Genomic DNA, 15,139 nt, shown 5'->3' with positions numbered 1-15,139 from the left:
TTTTCCTCCCTATTCCGATCGTTTTTCGTCAACTCCCCACGGAAATGGTCCGCAGCGGGTCCACTCCGTGCTCCCCGGCGAAAGCGCCGAGGTCCGTCACCGTTGTCTCGTCGAGCTTGATGCCGGTCTTGCGCCGGTTTTCCGCCTCCTCCCACTCGCGGTCCCCCGGCGCCATCACCCGCTGATCCGCGGCCACCTCCGACCCGCGGATCGCATCCAGGTAACGGCTCATGACGGCCCGGAAGACCGCCGTGCCGGCAAAGGCCTCCGGGTCCAGTGCCATGACGAAGGCCCCGAGACCACGCGGCGTCGACATGTCGTCCGAAACCATCGGCAGCAGTTCCGCGCTGAGCGGCGCGTCCGAGAACGCCGAGGACAGGATCTCCGACAGCCCGGCCAGCCCGGCCCCCTTGTAGCCGAAGAGCGCGCCGCCCAGCGGCGCCAGCATCTCGACCTCGGCGGGGTCCGTCACGTTCACGCCCTGCGCGTCCGAGGCGACGCTCTCCGGCAGCGGCAGGCCCAGGCTCCGGCTCAACATGACCCGGTTGAACGGGATCGCACTCGTTGCCATGTCGAGCAGCCACGGCGGCCCCTCCTCGGCCGGGGCCGCGGCCGCGATGGGATTGGTGCCGTGAAACCGCTCTGCCCCGCCGTGCAGTCGCACGAAGGCATCCGAGTTGCAGAAGGCCAGTCCCATCATGCCCTGTTCCGCGATTGCCGTCGCATAGGCGCCCGCAGCGCCGAAATGCGACGATCCGCGGATGGCCACGGCGCCCAGGCCGAACTCCCGCGCACGCTTTACCGCGATCCCGACCGCCTCGTAGGCCGCCAGCGCACCGTGCGCATTGTCCGCATCCAGCACGCAGGCGCCGCCCGTTCCGGCCGTGATGCGCGGAGACGGCGCCCGGTTGACCCGCCCGCCGGACAGCGCCTTGAGGTAATGCGGCAACAGCCGGAAGCCGTGCGTGTCCACGCCAAGCGTCGAAGCATGCATCAGCGCGCGGGTCACAGCCTCCACCGTCGCCGGGTCCGCCCCCACCGCCTCGAGAGATGCGCGAGAGAAGCGCTCCATCTCCTCGGTCGCGACACGGATCGCCGGCACGGCACCCGCCTTGTCCGCATCGGGCTCTGCAACAAGGTCCAGGTAGTTGGTCGTGGTCTCGCAGATGTGGCTCTGAAGCAGCGCCAACGCCTCGTCATGGCGTCCCGACAGGACCAGGTCCCGGATTCCCTGGTGCTCCTTGAGCGAGCGCGCGTTCAGTTCGGGGTCCATAGAGAGCCGGTTGCGCAGCGCCTGGACGCGAAAGGACAGCATCCGGAAGTTCGCCCGGACGTAGCTGTTCCCGCAATGCTCGAAAATCGCCCTGTGGAATTCCTGATCCAGCAGCTTGTAGGCTTCGCTCTGATCCCGGGACAGCGCCTGCTCCATCCGCGCAACGATAGCCACGAGCGCCTGTCCCAGCGGTCCGGGGTTCCGCAAGCAAGCCAGACGCATCGCCTCGCTTTCCAGGATCTGGCGAAGCTCGCCCAGTTCGGCGATCTCCGAGGCCCCCATCGAGAACACATGGGTCGTGCGATTGGCCGACAGCACGATCAGGCCCTCGCGCTCAAGCTGCAGAAGCGCCTCGCGCACGGGACTCTTGCTGACGCCGAGCAGGCGCGCCAGCCCGGACTCGGTCAGCTTTTCGCCCATCGAGAACTGGCCCGAAATGATCCGCTCGCGGATCGACTCACGCGCTCGTTCCGACAGTTTCAGCCGGTCAATCGGCTGTTGGCCGATGGTTGTTTCCAATGTGATCGTCTCCTCCGACGCGGATGGTATATGATACGCCAAGCGATGCAATGAATTGTTGGACATCGTGACATGCCCCGGATTGCCTTCGATCAGGGGGCATGCCTGTTGCGGGTCCGGGCCCTCCCTGACCCGTGGAGGTCTTACCGCGGCGCGAGCAAGCCGAGGCTTCGCTGCTGGCGGCAGTGATGGCCGTCGCGGCGTGCCGCGATCAAATGGCGGGCATGGCTCAGACCAGCGCGGGAGGTCGCTTTGAGGCTCTCATTGCCGCGCCGGGGCGTTGACGCTTTCGACGAAACTGCGTCCCTAAGGGCTTGCCCAACGCGATGTGCTGCAGCCCGGCCCGGCTAGAACCGGGACCGGGTATCCCGGATCGCCGACGCGATCTCCTCCCAGGCCTCGTGGAAATCGGCCTGGATGGCCGGCCATGCGCCCTCGTCCGCCGATTGCACCTTCGCGAGTTCCGCCTCGGCATCGTCGCGGCGCTGACGCATGAACGTCAGCGTCTTGGCGTAGTAGACCTTCGCCGCGTCGGGAGCCTGGTTCATGCGCGCTTCCATCGCCTCGATCTCGGCGGTCCAGTCCGCGAGATGGGCACGGGCTTTCTCGATGCAGTCTTCGCGTTCCGTCATGATGCCAGCCCTCCTTCGGTCTCCGGCCCCAGTATAGCCAGGCAGAGGGGCCGCGCCTTGCGCAGGGTCAAACAGGCCCGGGATAGCCCCGCTCCGAGCTCGGACCTTGCGGCTTCCACGGTCGCGCCAGCGCCCCTTCCAGACAGCCGAAGTCGGCTCGCCTCGCTAATTCCTCGGACCGTCGTAGAACGAAATGAGGGCCGCGTTGTCCGCCGGGCCCAGCCCGGCACTGACGAGAAGCCGGTGGATCTCGCAGCACAGGCCGGTCAGCGGCATCGCCGTGCCTGTCGACCGCGCAAGATCCTGAACCGCGGAGAGGTCCTTGACCATGTTGTCGATCCGGCCGGTCGGCGAGAAATCCTCGCGGGCACCCTCGCAGAGCCCCTTCGGGCCAAAGACGGCCTGTTCCACGATGCGCGCCGAGTTGAGGCTCAGCACGTGGAAGCGGGCGGAGGACGCCGCTTCGGCAGAGGACCCGGCCATTCGGGCGCCCATCGCGGCCAATGGCTCGGCATGGGCGGCGTTCGGGTCGAAGACGGTGAGCGCATGACCGCACGCCAGGAGACGCCCGCCGATGGCCTGCCCCATCGTGCCGCAGCCCGACAACGAAATTCCTTCTCGAACCGACATCACCCTCACTCCAGCTCGGTCTTCAGAAACGCACGCAACTCCGGCGTGCGTGGCTCGGTGAACAGCTGTTCGGACGGCCCCTGCTCGTGGATCACGCCATCGCGCATGTACACGGTCCGGTCGGCAACCCGCCGGGCGAACCCCATCTCGTGCGTGACGAGAACCATGGTCATGCCCTGCGCCGCGAGGTTCTCGATCGCGTTCAGCACCTCTTCGGTCAATTCCGGGTCCAGCGCCGAGGTGACCTCGTCGAAGAGCATCACCGCCGGCTGCATGGCAAGCGACCGCGCGATCGCGACGCGCTGTTGCTGGCCGCCCGACAGCATGTCGGGACAGGAGGCGAACCTGTCGCCGAGCCCGACGAGATCGAGGCACCGTTGCGCCTCGGCCCGGGCGGCGGATTTCGACATGCCCTTGGCCTGCACCGGCGCCAGCATGATGTTCTCGCCCGCCGACAAATGCGGGAAGAGGTTGTAGCTCTGGAACACGATACCGACGTCGCGGCGCAGCGCGCGCAGGTCCGCCGGGTTGCGCGTCATCGCGTGGCCGGCGATCCGGATGCTGCCGTCCTCGATGGTCTCCAGCCCGTTCAGGCAACGCAGCAGCGTGCTCTTGCCCGACCCGCTGCGGCCGATGAGGGCGATCACCTCTCCGGCGGCCACGTCCAGCGACCCCGATGGCCGAGACGAGGCTCGTCGACAGCATCAGCAGCACCGACTGCGAAATCACCGGCGTCATCACCTTTTCCAGCGCTGGCGGCAGCACCACGAAGCGCATGGTCTGGACCGGCGTCAGGCCAAGGCTCTCGGCCGCCTCGACCTGGCTCTTGTGGATCGACTGGATGCCGACGCGAACGATCTCGGTCACGTAGCCGCAGTTGTTCAGCACGATGGCGATCAGAACGGAGGTGAACGGCGACAGCCTCACGCCAAGGCTGGGCAGCCCGAAGAAGATCACGAAGATCTGCACCAGCATGGGCGTGTTGCGCATGATCTCGACGTAGATCCGCACGGCCCAGTTCAGCGGCCCCGGCGCCCGCACCAACGCGACCGCGCCGAGAATGCCCAGGGCCAGCCCGCCGAAGATGCCGACAAAGGACAGCAGAAGCGTGAGGCCCAGACCCGACACCAGATCGGGCATGTAGGCCGCGAGTGCGCCGAATTGGAAATTGTAATCCATGTGCCTGCTCCGCGGCCGCCCTGCCCCGCCTCAGCTTTCGCCGACCGGGCGCACCCGCAGCGAGGTGCCGGCAAAGGCGATGGTATCCGGATCGCACAGGCCCAGCGCGGCCGCGACGTGCCACCAGGCGTGGTCGGCCTGCCGGATGATGAAGCACTCGGTGCTGTGGCCGACATGCGCACCCTCGAGCGAGTGACCCATGCAGATGTGCGCGATCTCTTCGGGGAGTCCGACCGAGCGGCAGACGTGCACGCTGTAGGCGGAGTGCCGGAACGAGGGCTGGCCAAAGCGGTGGGGACGTTCGGCCCATTGCTCCAGCCGCTCGGGGTCGAATTCCCGGGTCTTGCCGATGTCGTGGCCCTGCCCGCATTGCTGGATGCGCTGGACGAGCGCTTTCCAGAAACCCGCATCTCGATTGCCGTGAACACCAGCCACGATCTGGCCGGTCAGCTGTCCGAGGGTTTGCTCGACATCGCGATGCTCTCCACGCCGCCGAAACGCGAGAACCTCGACCTGGAACTGCTGGGGCGCCAGTCGGTCGCCTGGCTTACGTCACCGCGCCTCGGACTGCCGCGCGAGGGGGCAACGGACGCAGACCTGTTGCGGCAGAGGATCCTGTCGACGCCCCCGCCGTCGAACATCTATCACCTGACGACCAACGCCCTGAGCGGCACGCTTCACCACCCGCTGCGCATGAACTTCTGCGACAGTCTCGGCGTCATCGTGAGGCTGGTCGAAGCCGGATCCGGTCTCGGGATCCTGCCCAAGCGGCTGCTGCAACAGCAGCTGCGACAGGACAGCGTCCAGGTCATCGAAACCGGCGTGCACCTGCCAATGCAGGAGGTCTTCATCGGGAGAAACAAGGGCTCGACACTCGGCGTGCTGGAAGAGGTGTCGAACATGATCCGGTCAGTCGGCAACGAAACCGCGTTCTGCCAGTAAGGCCAAGGTCATGCCCGGATGATGCGTCTGATCCGCAGCCGATCTCTGCTCCCGCAGCCCCAACCGCGATCACGCCCGGCACATCACCCCATGAAACTGTTCGGGACCAGCGCATTCGCCATCAAGTTCAGGTTTTCCCGCAGGGCCTCGCGCGAGCTCGGCCCCCCGAGGCAGACGCGCAGCTGCTCGCCGGGGCTGCCCAGCACGGTAAATGCATCCGAGGGCATCAATCCGATCTTGCGGGGCGCCATGCGGGCGACGACATCGGCCCGGCCTACGCCCGCGGGCAAATCCAGCCAGATGTTGAAGGCATTCCCGGCGCCCCGATACGAGACCTGCGCGAGCACCTCTGCGGCAATCTCCTGTCGCGCGGCGCTTTCGGCGCGAATGAAGCGGCGGATGCCGTCGGCCGTTCCGTCCTCGATCCATTGCGTGACCAGCGCCATCGAGAGCGGCGACGGCATGACCGACAGCGCGCGGATCGCCTGCACGAGGTGATAGGCACAGCGAGGCGTCGGCGCGATCGTGAAAGCCAGGCGCAGGCCGGCGCCGATGCACTTGGCGAGCCCCCCGATGTGCCAGGTCAGGTCGGGCGCAGACAGCGCGATCGGCGCCGGAGACTTTGCCGGGATGAAGCCGTAGGCGTCGTCCTCGATCAGCATCAGCTCGTGCCGCCGAAGCACCTCGGCCACCTCGAGCCGGCGGGCCTCGGGCATGGTCAGGGTCGTGGGGTTCTGCAGAGTGGGGTTGAGGTAGAGCGCCTTGGGCCCGTGGGTCCGGATCGCCGCCTCCAGCGCGTCGGGCAGGATGCCGTCCTCGTCCATCTCGATGCCGACGAGGTTCAGGCGGAAGCGCCCGGCCACGTTGCGGAAGCCGGGATAGGTGATCGCCTCGCAGAGCACCGTGTCGCCGGGGCGCGTGATGATGGACAGGATCGCGGCCATGGTGGCATGGGCACCCGGCGTGACCGCGACCCGTTCAAGCGCGGGCACCATGCCGCGCATGCTGAGCCAGCTCGACGCGGCGACCCGGTCGCGCTCGGAGCCGGTCGGAGACTGGTAACGCAGCAGGTCGACGAGGTTGGCCGAGACATAGCCCAGCCCCTCCTGCATCCGTTGCCGCAATTCGGGGTCCATCGGCTCGGGCGGCATGTTCATCGACAGGTCGGCCTCGCCGGTGCGCGATGGGTCGGGTCGGTCGGTTACGACGCGCCCCTTCACGAAGGTTCCGCGCCCGACGTGGCTCTCGATATGGCCGCGCGCCTGAGCCTCGGAATAGGCGCGCGAGACGGTTGTGAAGTCGATCCCCAGCGCCGCCGCCAGCCGGCGCTGCGGCGGCAGGCGCATCCCGTCGGCCAGCCGCCCGCTGCGGATGTCGCCCGCGATGGCATCTGCAATCGCCTGATAGCGCGGCTTGCCACCATCGAGCGTGTCGGGAACCCAGTCGATCATCAGTCCTGCCTTCGATTTTTGGAATGTCTATGCCAGACCAACCGCCGATTGAAGGGGAAATTGTATGGGCGTTCAGAATCACTGACCGGACCGCCCGGCAGGTGCCCTTTCGAGATGCGCAAAATACGGCACTTCGCGCCGTCATACGCGTATTAATTCGGCATCCCGGCGTAGCGCCAGCGATCCAGGGCAAGTTTATTGTATGCATATTGAACTGCCTATTGATGCAATCAATTTTGCAGCGCCATCCCTGTTTGCACGACCAGCAAGGAGGGCAACATGCCGGCAGTCACCACGGAAGCACACAAGGACGGGGATTTCTTCGTCGACTACGAGGAAAAGGTCTTCGAGGACGTCAAGGCCGACGAGGGAGAGAAGGCGCTCGTCACCTTCCACACCGTCGCATTCGAGGGCTCGATCGGCCTCGTGAACATTCTCAACGCGATCCGCCTCAATCGCAAAGGGTACGAGACCTCGATCCTGCTTTACGGCCCCGGCGTGACGCTGGGCATCCAGCGCGGTTTCCCGACGCTGGGCGACGAGGCCTTCCCCGGACACCAGAACTTCGCGGCGAACCTCAAGAAGTTCATGGGCGAAGGCGGCAAGGTCTATGCCTGCCGCTTCGCGCTGCAGGCGCTCTACGGCCACGGCGAACCCTCGCTGCTGCCCGGGATCACGCCGATCGCGCCGCAGGACGTGCTCGACTGCATCCTGCTGCACAAGAAGGCCGACGCGGTGATCCTCGACACCTGGACCGTCTGAGGCCACGCGGCCCTCTCCCCGCCGGGGGCGCCCCTCGCCTCCGGCTGCCGGGCCGCCTCCGTCCCTCGGCCCGGCACCTGTCACGACCCCGGAGGCACTCCCATGAGAACCGACACCATCCGCGCCGCCGCCGTCCAGATCGCCCCGGACCTCAACGGACGCGCCGGGACCATCGAGCGTGTGCTGAATGCCATCGCCGAGGCCGCCGACAAGGGCGCGGAGTTCATCGTCTTTCCCGAGACCTTCGTGCCCTACTATCCCTATTTCAGCTTCGTGCTGCCCCCGGCGCAGCAGGGCGCGCCGCATCTCGAGCTGATGAAGGAAGCGGTCGTCGTGCCCTCGCCCGAAACGCAGGCGGTGGCCGATGCCGCGGCCAAGCGCGGCGTCGTGGTGGTGCTGGGCGTGAACGAGCGCGACCACGGCTCGCTCTACAACGCGCAACTCATCTTCGACGCCGACGGCACGCTGAAGCTCAAGCGGCGCAAGATCACACCGACCTATCACGAACGCATGGTCTGGGGTCAGGGCGATGGCGCCGGGCTCAAGGTGGTCGACACCCGCGTCGGCCGCGTGGGCGCGCTGGCCTGCTGGGAGCACTACAACCCCCTCGCCCGCTACGCCCTGATGACCCAGCACGAAGAGATTCACGCGGGGCATTACCCCGGCAGCCTCGTGGGCGACGTGTTCCGCGACCAGATCGAGGTGACCATGCGCCACCACGCGCTGGAGTCCGGCTGCTTCGTGGTCAACGCCACCGGCTGGCTGACCGAAGAGCAGATCGCGCAGATCCACCCCGATCCCAAGCTGCAGAAGGCCATGCGCAGCGGATGCATGACCTGCATCATCTCGCCCGAGGGGCGCCACCTCGCCGAGCCCCTGACCGAGGGCGAAGGCATCCTGATCGCCGACCTCGACATGAAGCTCGTCGCCAAGCGCAAGCGCATGATGGACAGCGTCGGCCACTACGCCCGGCCCGAACTGCTGTCGCTGAACCACGATGCGCGCCCGGCCCGGACGCGCCACGCCACCGATCTCGCCCCGGAACCGCAGGAGGACAGCGAGGATGTCTGACCACGCCCAGCTCATCAACGAATTGCAGACCCACGGGATGCGCCTCGTCGATCCCCGCGCCGGGCAGGAAAGCCGCCGCGGCGGCGCAGGGCCCTCGGACCACAAGGCGATCTCCATCGGCGAGCGCACGGTGATGATCCCGGTCCATACCGCGCCCAGCTTCGACAGCCCGTATCTTGTCGAGGCGCCCGACGACACCGGCGCGGCCCGCGTCACCCGCGACGGCTCCGAAGTGGCCGTGGTGCGCTTTCCGACGCCGGCGCGGTTCTACCAGCGCAGGACCGCGGACGGCATCCCCTACAGCCACATCGCCGCGCTGCATTCAAAGGACGTGCTGGCGACGACCGTGCTTCAGACCTGCATCCGCTACGAGAGCCGCAAGAAGACCTGCCAGTTCTGCTCGATCGGGCAGAGCCTCGCCGCCGGGCGCACCATCGCCCACAAGACGCCGCAGCAACTGGCCGAAGTGGCCAAGGCCGCGGTCGAGCTGGACGGCGTGACCCACATGGTGCTGACCACCGGCACGCCCGCGGGCAAGGACCGCGGCGCGAAGGTGCTCTGCGAAAGCGCCGAGGCGATCAGGGCCGCCATCGACCTGCCCCTGCAGGGCCAGTGCGAGCCGCCCGAGGACGACGCCTGGCATCGGCGGATGCACGACGCCGGCATCGACTCCCTTGGCATGCATCTCGAGGCCGTGACCCCGGAGGTGCGCCAACGCATCATGCCCGGCAAGGCGAGCGTCCCGCTGGAGAAATACCTCTCCAGTTTCGAGGCGGCGGTGAAGGTCTTCGGGCGCGGGCAGGTCTCGACCTACATCCTCGCGGGTCTCGGGGACACGCCCGTGGCGATCCTCGAAATGAGCGAAAAGCTCTGCGAAATGGGCGTATATCCCTTTGTGGTGCCTTTCGTGCCGATCTCGGGCACCCCGCTGGAAAGCCATCCGGCGCCCTCCTCCGAATTCATGGAGCAGATCCTGCGCCCACTGGGCCAGATGATCGCCCGCGCCGGTATCCTGTCGTCAGAGATGAAGGCCGGCTGCGGCAAGTGCGGCGCCTGCTCGGCGCTGGCCACCTACGAAAAGCTCAAGGTGCCCGCATGATCGAGTTCGAACCGCGCGACTACCAGAGCCCGGGCTACTATATCCGTGCCGCCTCAAAACGGTTCGAGGCCGAGGGCGCGCAGGCGCTGCGGCACCGGGTCTTCGTCGAGGAACAGAGGATCTTTCAAGGGCACGATCGCGACGGGATCGACCTGATCGCCACCCATCTCGTGGCGCTCTCGACCTATGCGCACGAGGCCGACCAGGTGGTCGGCACGGTGCGCATCCACGAGGAGGCCCCGCGCCTGTGGTGGGGCTCCCGCCTTGCGGTGGACAGCGACTTCCGCGCGGTGGGCCGGCTCGGGGCCGAGCTGATCCGGCTGGCCGTCTGCACCGCCAACGCGCGCGGCTGCGACCGGTTTCTCGCCCATGTGCAGATGCAGAACGTGACGCTCTTTCGCCGCCTGCACTGGAATCCGCTCGAAGAGGTCGCGATCCACGGCGCGCCGCACATGCGGATGGAGGCGGATCTCGCGCATTATCCGCCCTGCGCCGACCCGGTCGCAGGCTGGTATCACCGCCCGAGGCTGCGCGAGGCGCGCGCATGAGCCTCGAGACGCTGGCCGAAGAGCTGCGGGCGCATCCCTCGATCCGGTCGAAACTGGGCATCGCGCACGCGACCCGGACACTGGGACTGGACGCGGCTTCGGAAGGCAGCCCCGGGGACGACGCCGCGCCGCTTGCGCGCGACGGCGGCTACGACCTGCTGGCCGGCGAAGGTTTCATCCCCGGTTTCGTGGAGGACGACCCTTGGTTTGCCGGCTGGTGCGCGATGATGGTGAACCTTTCGGACATCGCGGCCATGGGCGGGCGGTCCGTGGCGCTGATCGACCAGGTCTGGGCCCCGGACCAGGCGACGGCCGCGCCACTGCTGCAGGGCCTGCGCGACGCTTCGGCCGCCTATGGCGTTCCGGTGGTCGGCGGACACACGAACCTCGCCGCGCCGCAGCTCGGCATCGCGGCTTCGGTTTTCGGACGGGCCGAGCGGCTCGTCACCAGCTTCGATGCGGCGCCCGGCGACGTGCTGATCGCCGCCATCGACCACCGGGGCCGCTATCGCAACTTCGACAATTTCTGCGCCGCGCTCGACGCGCCCGGCCCGCGGTTGCGTGGCGACCTCGCGCTGCTGCCAGCGCTGGCGGAAGACGGCCTCATCCGCGCGGGCAAGGACATCAGCCAGGGCGGCATCGTGGGCACCGCGCTGATGCTGGCGGAATGCTCGGGCGTGGGCATCGACATCGACACCGGCGCGCTCCGGCCGCCGCCGGGCGTTCCGCTGCACCGCTGGCTGCGCAGCTTCCCCAGCTTCGGCTTCCTGCTGTCGGTCGAGCCCAGCGACGTCGGCGCCGTCTGCCAACGCTTCGCCCATCGCGGCATCGAGGCCGCCGCCATCGGCTCGGTCACCCAGGGCAGCGCCCTGCGCCTGACCGGCGAAACGGGCGCGGCCACCTTCTGGGACCACGCCGCCACCCCCTATCTCGATCTTGGAGGCCCCCATGCCTGAAACCTACTGGACCGTTCGCTGGCCCGACGGCGCCGAAGAGCGGCTCTATTCCCCGTCCTCGGTCGTCACCGAACTGTTCGAACCCGGACAATGCTACCCGGTCGACGATTTCCTGACCCGCTCGCGCGTCGCCATGGAGCGGGCCTCGAACAGGGTCGCGGCGAAATACGGCTTTGCCTGCACCTCGGCCATGGCGCAGCTTGACCGGATCGAGACCCGCATCACCGACTTCGCCGGACAGGACGGCGCGACGGTCGCCTGTCTCGACATCAGCCAATGAGCATGACCATGACAGAGGGCCATATTCCCGTGATCATCGTAGGCGGCGGACAGGCCGGCCTCTCGATGGCGTGGTGCCTGCGGCAGAAAGGCATCGAGAGCATCATCTTCGAGCGCAACGAGGCCTTTCATTCGTGGCGGGTCAACCGCTGGGACAGCTTTTGCCTCGTCACGCCGAACTGGCAGTGCCGCCTGCCCGACTTCCACTATGACCGCGAATATGGCGGCACCGACCCCGACGGCTTCATGCTTCGGGACGAGATCACGGACTATCTTCGCGCCTTCGCCGAGAAGACCCGCCCCGACATCCGCGAGCATGTCGAGGTCACCCGCGTCGCGCCGCGCGCCCAGGGCGGCTTCCGGGTCGAGACATCGGCCGGCGACTGGACCTGCGACCAGGTGGTGATCGCGACCGGTGGCTACGACACCCCGATCGAGCCGGACTACGCCAGGGACCTGTCGCCTGACATCGTGCAGATGCATTCGGTCGACTACCGCCGGCCCGAACAGCTGCCCGACGGCGGCGTGCTGATCGTCGGCACCGGGCAGTCGGGCGTGCAGGTCATGGAGGATTTCGTGCGCGCGGGCCGCGAGGTGCATCTAGCGGTCGGCCCGGCTCCGCGCAGCCCCCGCCGGTATCGTGGCCGCGATGCGACCGACTGGCTTTATGACGCGGGTCACTACGACATCACCATCGACGCCCATCCCGACCCTGTAAAGGCGCTCACCCAGACGAACCACTACATGTCCGGCCGCGACGGCGGCAAGGAGATCGACCTGCGCCGCTTCCATGTCGACCACGGGGTCGCGCTCTACGGCTCGCTCGCCGGGATGGACGGGACCGAAGTCACCTTCCTGCCGGACCTTGCGAAGAACCTCGACGACGCCGACCGCTCCTATGTCGGCATCCGCGACCAGATCGACGCCTACATCGCCCGCGAGGGGATCGAGGCGCCCGAAGAGCCGCCCTTCGTCAAGGTCTGGGAACCCAAGAAGGAACGCACGCGGATCGACCTCGCCGAGGCCGGCATCACCTCGGTCCTCTGGGCCATCGGCTTTCGACCGGATTATTCGTGGATCAAGGCCGACGTCTTCGACGAGCGTGGCAAGCCGGTCTTCCACCGGGGTGTAACTGACCACAAGGGGCTGCATTTCATCGGCCTGGGCTGGCTGAACACCTGGGGCTCGGGCCGTTTTCTCGGGATCGAGGAGGACAGCCGCTACCTGGCCGGGCGCATCGCGGAGCAACTGGCCGTCCCGGCCCGGCGGGTCGGCTGATGCTGGACGGACGTGCGGACGAGAGAGGTGTCGCGGCCGAGACGCGGCAGATGCTCGGGATGCAGCAGCTTTGCCCCCACGGGATTTCCGAGCAATGGCTGCTGGCGGCCTGCGGCGACATTCACTGGACGCTCATCGCCTCGGCGCTCGGCCAGGACGGCCTGCGCTTTCGCGCCGAGGATGGCAGGCCGCTCTACGCCGCCTTTTGCGCGACACGCCTGGAGCTGGCGCCCACCGGCGAGCTGCTGGGGCAAGACCTTTTCATCCGCTCCGAGATTGCCGGCCTCGGCGGGGCACGAACCGGCTCCCGGCACGTGTTCACGGTCGGCGGGCGGATTGTTGGCACGCTGCTGATGCTCTCGACCTTCGTGACACATGACGAGACCGGCTCGAACTGCCGGATCGTCCGCGCCCGACCGGATCGCGAGGGCGCTTTTCCCGCTGCCGGGCCAGATCTGACCGCCCTCGCCGCGCGGGCGACGGACGTCTCTCGCGGGTTGCGCGGCCATAGAATGGCGCTGGACGACACCTGCCGGATCGAGCCCTGCCCTGCGCTCGATTTCAACGCGGTCGGTCTGCTCTATTTCCCCAGCTTCAGCCGCCTTGCCGAGACCGCGGCCCCGGGCCTGTCCCCGATCCGCATGCGCGAGCTTGTCTACCTGGGCAATCTCGATGCCGGCGAGGCCGTGCATATCCGGCGCACCGGGTCAGAGACGACCATTGCCCGCGAGGACGGCCGGATCATTGCCCGGGCCATCGAAGAGCGCGCCAGCTGAACAGGCCACCGCGCGGCTCCGGACCCGACGCCCGCTGATCGCGTCATCGGCAGTTTCCAGAGCTCATGGTCCAACGGGCGAAGATGACAAACGCGGAGCAATCCGCGGGTCGTCACACGGATGTTACCCAAAGGGTGTTTCAGGCGCATGTCCGCCCATGTGGCGACCACCAATACCCGTGTTCAGAGGATTCTCATGAAGACCACCCTTTCCGTTTCGGCCCTGGCGCTCTTCGCTGCCACCGGCGCCATCGCACAGGACCTGCCCCAGGCCGAGAGCCAATGGTTCACCGACGGCCAGAGCGCCGTTCAAGCCATGATCGACCGTCAGCCCAACACCAACACCGCAAAGAACATCATCGTTCTCGTGGCAGACGGCAACGGCGTCGGCACGAACTACATCACGCGCCTCTTCGACGGTCAGCAGAAAGGCATGCTCGGCGAAGAGAACGTCCTGCCCTACGAGACGCCCGACTGGTCGTCGGCGCTCATCAAGACCTACAACATCAACGCCCAGACCCCGGACTCGGCCCCGACGGCGGGCGCGATGAACACCGGCGTCAAGCAGCGTTTCAACCTGATCAACCTCGGCGGCGACGCGATCCACGACGACTGCTCGACCGTTGAAGGCAACGAGCTGACCACCTTCGGCGAGATCGTCACCGGCATGGACAAGTCGGTCGGCTTCGTCTCGACCGCGCGCGTCACCCACGCGACACCGGCCGCCGTCTATTCGAAGACCGCGAACCGCAACTGGGAAGACAGCGTCCCGGAAGAGTGCGACGGCATCCAGACCGACATCGCGACGCAGCTCATCGACCAGATGGAAGCGGGCATGATCGACTTCGCCATGGGTGGCGGCCGCCGTCACTTCGTGCCGGAAGGTGTCGAGACCGACGAGGGCGGCTCGGGCCGTCGCGCCGACGGCGTGAACCTGATCGACCGCGCCACCGGTCTCGGCGCCCAGTACGCCTGGAACACCGAAACCTTCGACGCGCTCACCACCGACGCCCCGGTCCTGGCGCTGTTCAACGACAGCCACATGGAATACGAGGCCGACCGCGCCGATGACGACGAGCCCTCGCTCGCCGACATGACGAAAAAGGCCATCGAGTTCCTGTCGCAGAACGAGAACGGCTACTACCTCGAGATCGAGGCCGGCCGCGTCGACCACGCCAACCACGCCGGCAACGCCGCCCGCGTCGTGCGCGACGGTGTCGCCTACGCCGAGGCCGTGGCCATGGCCGACGAGATGACCGATGACGAAGACACGCTGATCATCGTCACCGCCGACCACGAGCACGCACTGGCGCTCAACGGCTACTGCGGCCGCGGCTCGGACATCATGGGCCTGTGCTACGACATCGCGCAGCACGGCGACAAGCACTCGGACGAGCTGGTGCTCGGCTCTGACGGCAAGCCCTTCACCGTGGTCGGCTACCTCAATGGCGCGGGCTCGGTCCTCGTCGAGCAGGAAGACGGCACCTTCGCTGCCCCGGAGGGCCGCCCCGAGATCACCCAGGAAGACGCGACCGACCTCGACTACGTCCAGCAGGCGCTGGTGCCCAAGTCGTCGGAAAGCCACTCGGGCGAGGACGTCGCCGTCTACGCCAAGGGCCCCTGGGCGCACCTGTTCGACAGCACGCTCGAGCAGAACGTGATCTTCCACGTGATGCATCACGCCGTCACCGCCGAGTGATCGTGCGGACCTGATCGTCGCAGGGGGCCCCTTGCGGGCCCCCTGC

Annotated in this window: 16 protein-coding genes and 1 pseudogene; 10 read left to right on the top strand and 7 right to left on the bottom strand. The window is 67.4% G+C overall.

Features of this window, described 5'->3' with window-relative positions; all coding sequences use genetic code 11:
• Positions 1-28: 28 nt before the first annotated feature.
• The 6 genes and pseudogenes from SALMUC_RS27955 to SALMUC_RS29455 form a co-directional block, all read right to left on the bottom strand.
• Positions 29-1,792: an Ldh family oxidoreductase gene (locus SALMUC_RS27955; protein ID WP_020039882.1), complete on the bottom strand. Its 1,764-nt coding sequence runs from the start codon at positions 1,790-1,792 to the stop codon at positions 29-31.
• Positions 1,793-2,139: 347 nt separating this feature from the next.
• Positions 2,140-2,424 (bottom strand): sll1863 family stress response protein, encoded by a 285-nt coding sequence (locus SALMUC_RS04150; protein ID WP_020039881.1) that lies wholly within the window; start codon positions 2,422-2,424, stop codon positions 2,140-2,142.
• A gap of 165 nt (positions 2,425-2,589) precedes the next feature.
• Positions 2,590-3,054 (bottom strand): NAD(P)-binding domain-containing protein, encoded by a 465-nt coding sequence (locus SALMUC_RS30920; protein WP_084513908.1) that lies wholly within the window; start codon positions 3,052-3,054, stop codon positions 2,590-2,592.
• A gap of 5 nt (positions 3,055-3,059) precedes the next feature.
• Positions 3,060-3,716: an amino acid ABC transporter ATP-binding protein gene (locus SALMUC_RS30915; protein WP_020039879.1), complete on the bottom strand. Its 657-nt coding sequence runs from the start codon at positions 3,714-3,716 to the stop codon at positions 3,060-3,062.
• A 70-nt stretch (positions 3,717-3,786) separates the two neighbouring features.
• A pseudogene (locus tag SALMUC_RS31760) lies at positions 3,787-4,194 on the bottom strand (amino acid ABC transporter permease); the annotation flags it as partial.
• Positions 4,195-4,263: 69 nt separating this feature from the next.
• Entirely contained in the window at positions 4,264-4,434 is a 171-nt protein-coding gene (locus SALMUC_RS29455; RefSeq protein ID WP_156883357.1) for a hypothetical protein, read from the bottom strand.
• A gap of 108 nt (positions 4,435-4,542) precedes the next feature.
• On the opposite strand from SALMUC_RS29455, the gene SALMUC_RS04125 reads away from it, so the two are divergent.
• A complete protein-coding gene (locus SALMUC_RS04125; RefSeq protein WP_020039875.1) occupies positions 4,543-5,175 on the top strand; it encodes a substrate-binding domain-containing protein in 633 nt (210 codons plus the stop codon).
• Positions 5,176-5,258: 83 nt separating this feature from the next.
• On the opposite strand, the gene SALMUC_RS04120 is transcribed toward SALMUC_RS04125, so the two are convergent.
• A complete protein-coding gene (locus tag SALMUC_RS04120; protein ID WP_020039874.1) occupies positions 5,259-6,626 on the bottom strand; it encodes an aminotransferase-like domain-containing protein in 1,368 nt (455 codons plus the stop codon).
• A gap of 279 nt (positions 6,627-6,905) precedes the next feature.
• On the opposite strand from SALMUC_RS04120, the gene SALMUC_RS04115 reads away from it, so the two are divergent.
• The 9 genes from SALMUC_RS04115 (at position 6,906) to SALMUC_RS04075 (ending at position 15,093) form a co-directional block, all read left to right on the top strand.
• A complete protein-coding gene (locus tag SALMUC_RS04115; RefSeq protein WP_020039873.1) occupies positions 6,906-7,388 on the top strand; it encodes an MSMEG_0572/Sll0783 family nitrogen starvation response protein in 483 nt (160 codons plus the stop codon).
• A 102-nt stretch (positions 7,389-7,490) separates the two neighbouring features.
• Positions 7,491-8,459: a Nit6803 family nitrilase gene (locus SALMUC_RS04110; RefSeq protein ID WP_020039872.1), complete on the top strand. Its 969-nt coding sequence runs from the start codon at positions 7,491-7,493 to the stop codon at positions 8,457-8,459.
• The gene (locus tag SALMUC_RS04105) at positions 8,452-9,558 is read left to right on the top strand and encodes an MSMEG_0568 family radical SAM protein (protein ID WP_020039871.1); all 1,107 of its coding nucleotides are present in this window, start codon (positions 8,452-8,454) and stop codon (positions 9,556-9,558) included. Before SALMUC_RS04110 ends, SALMUC_RS04105 begins: the two co-directional genes overlap by 8 nt.
• On the top strand, positions 9,555-10,106 hold the full coding sequence (locus SALMUC_RS04100) for an MSMEG_0567/Sll0786 family nitrogen starvation N-acetyltransferase (protein WP_020039870.1): 552 nt from the start codon (positions 9,555-9,557) through the stop codon (positions 10,104-10,106). Before SALMUC_RS04105 ends, SALMUC_RS04100 begins: the two co-directional genes overlap by 4 nt.
• The gene (locus SALMUC_RS04095) at positions 10,103-11,062 is read left to right on the top strand and encodes a sll0787 family AIR synthase-like protein (RefSeq protein WP_020039869.1); all 960 of its coding nucleotides are present in this window, start codon (positions 10,103-10,105) and stop codon (positions 11,060-11,062) included. Before SALMUC_RS04100 ends, SALMUC_RS04095 begins: the two co-directional genes overlap by 4 nt.
• Positions 11,055-11,342, top strand: a complete 288-nt coding sequence (locus tag SALMUC_RS04090; protein ID WP_020039868.1) for an MSMEG_0570 family nitrogen starvation response protein — start codon at positions 11,055-11,057, stop codon at positions 11,340-11,342. The genes SALMUC_RS04095 and SALMUC_RS04090 overlap by 8 nt, the downstream gene beginning before the upstream one ends.
• Before the next feature lie 8 nt (positions 11,343-11,350).
• Positions 11,351-12,619, top strand: a complete 1,269-nt coding sequence (locus SALMUC_RS04085) for an MSMEG_0569 family flavin-dependent oxidoreductase (RefSeq protein ID WP_037371158.1) — start codon at positions 11,351-11,353, stop codon at positions 12,617-12,619.
• Entirely contained in the window at positions 12,619-13,395 is a 777-nt protein-coding gene (locus SALMUC_RS04080) for a Pnap_2097 family protein (RefSeq protein ID WP_020039866.1), read from the top strand. The genes SALMUC_RS04085 and SALMUC_RS04080 overlap by 1 nt, the downstream gene beginning before the upstream one ends.
• A 195-nt stretch (positions 13,396-13,590) precedes the next feature.
• Entirely contained in the window at positions 13,591-15,093 is a 1,503-nt protein-coding gene (locus SALMUC_RS04075) for an alkaline phosphatase (RefSeq protein WP_020039865.1), read from the top strand.
• Positions 15,094-15,139 lie beyond the last annotated feature (46 nt).

The sequence above is a fragment of the Salipiger mucosus DSM 16094 genome (genome assembly GCF_000442255.1).
GTDB lineage: Bacteria > Pseudomonadota > Alphaproteobacteria > Rhodobacterales > Rhodobacteraceae > Salipiger > Salipiger mucosus.
This window is presented reverse-complemented; position numbering and strand designations above follow the sequence as displayed.

Coding starts and splice junctions, on each gene's coding strand:
- SALMUC_RS04150 (WP_020039881.1), bottom strand. CDS start 2,424: ATGACGGAACGCGAAGACTGCATCGAGAAAGCCCGTGCCCATCTCGCG.
- SALMUC_RS30920 (WP_084513908.1), bottom strand. CDS start 3,054: ATGTCGGTTCGAGAAGGAATTTCGTTGTCGGGCTGCGGCACGATGGGG.
- SALMUC_RS29455 (WP_156883357.1), bottom strand. CDS start 4,434: ATGGGTCACTCGCTCGAGGGTGCGCATGTCGGCCACAGCACCGAGTGC.
- SALMUC_RS04120 (WP_020039874.1), bottom strand. CDS start 6,626: ATGATCGACTGGGTTCCCGACACGCTCGATGGTGGCAAGCCGCGCTAT.
- SALMUC_RS04115 (WP_020039873.1), top strand. CDS start 6,906: ATGCCGGCAGTCACCACGGAAGCACACAAGGACGGGGATTTCTTCGTC.
- SALMUC_RS04110 (WP_020039872.1), top strand. CDS start 7,491: ATGAGAACCGACACCATCCGCGCCGCCGCCGTCCAGATCGCCCCGGAC.
- SALMUC_RS04105 (WP_020039871.1), top strand. CDS start 8,452: ATGTCTGACCACGCCCAGCTCATCAACGAATTGCAGACCCACGGGATG.
- SALMUC_RS04100 (WP_020039870.1), top strand. CDS start 9,555: ATGATCGAGTTCGAACCGCGCGACTACCAGAGCCCGGGCTACTATATC.
- SALMUC_RS04095 (WP_020039869.1), top strand. CDS start 10,103: ATGAGCCTCGAGACGCTGGCCGAAGAGCTGCGGGCGCATCCCTCGATC.
- SALMUC_RS04090 (WP_020039868.1), top strand. CDS start 11,055: ATGCCTGAAACCTACTGGACCGTTCGCTGGCCCGACGGCGCCGAAGAG.
- SALMUC_RS04085 (WP_037371158.1), top strand. CDS start 11,351: ATGACAGAGGGCCATATTCCCGTGATCATCGTAGGCGGCGGACAGGCC.
- SALMUC_RS04080 (WP_020039866.1), top strand. CDS start 12,619: ATGCTGGACGGACGTGCGGACGAGAGAGGTGTCGCGGCCGAGACGCGG.
- SALMUC_RS04075 (WP_020039865.1), top strand. CDS start 13,591: ATGAAGACCACCCTTTCCGTTTCGGCCCTGGCGCTCTTCGCTGCCACC.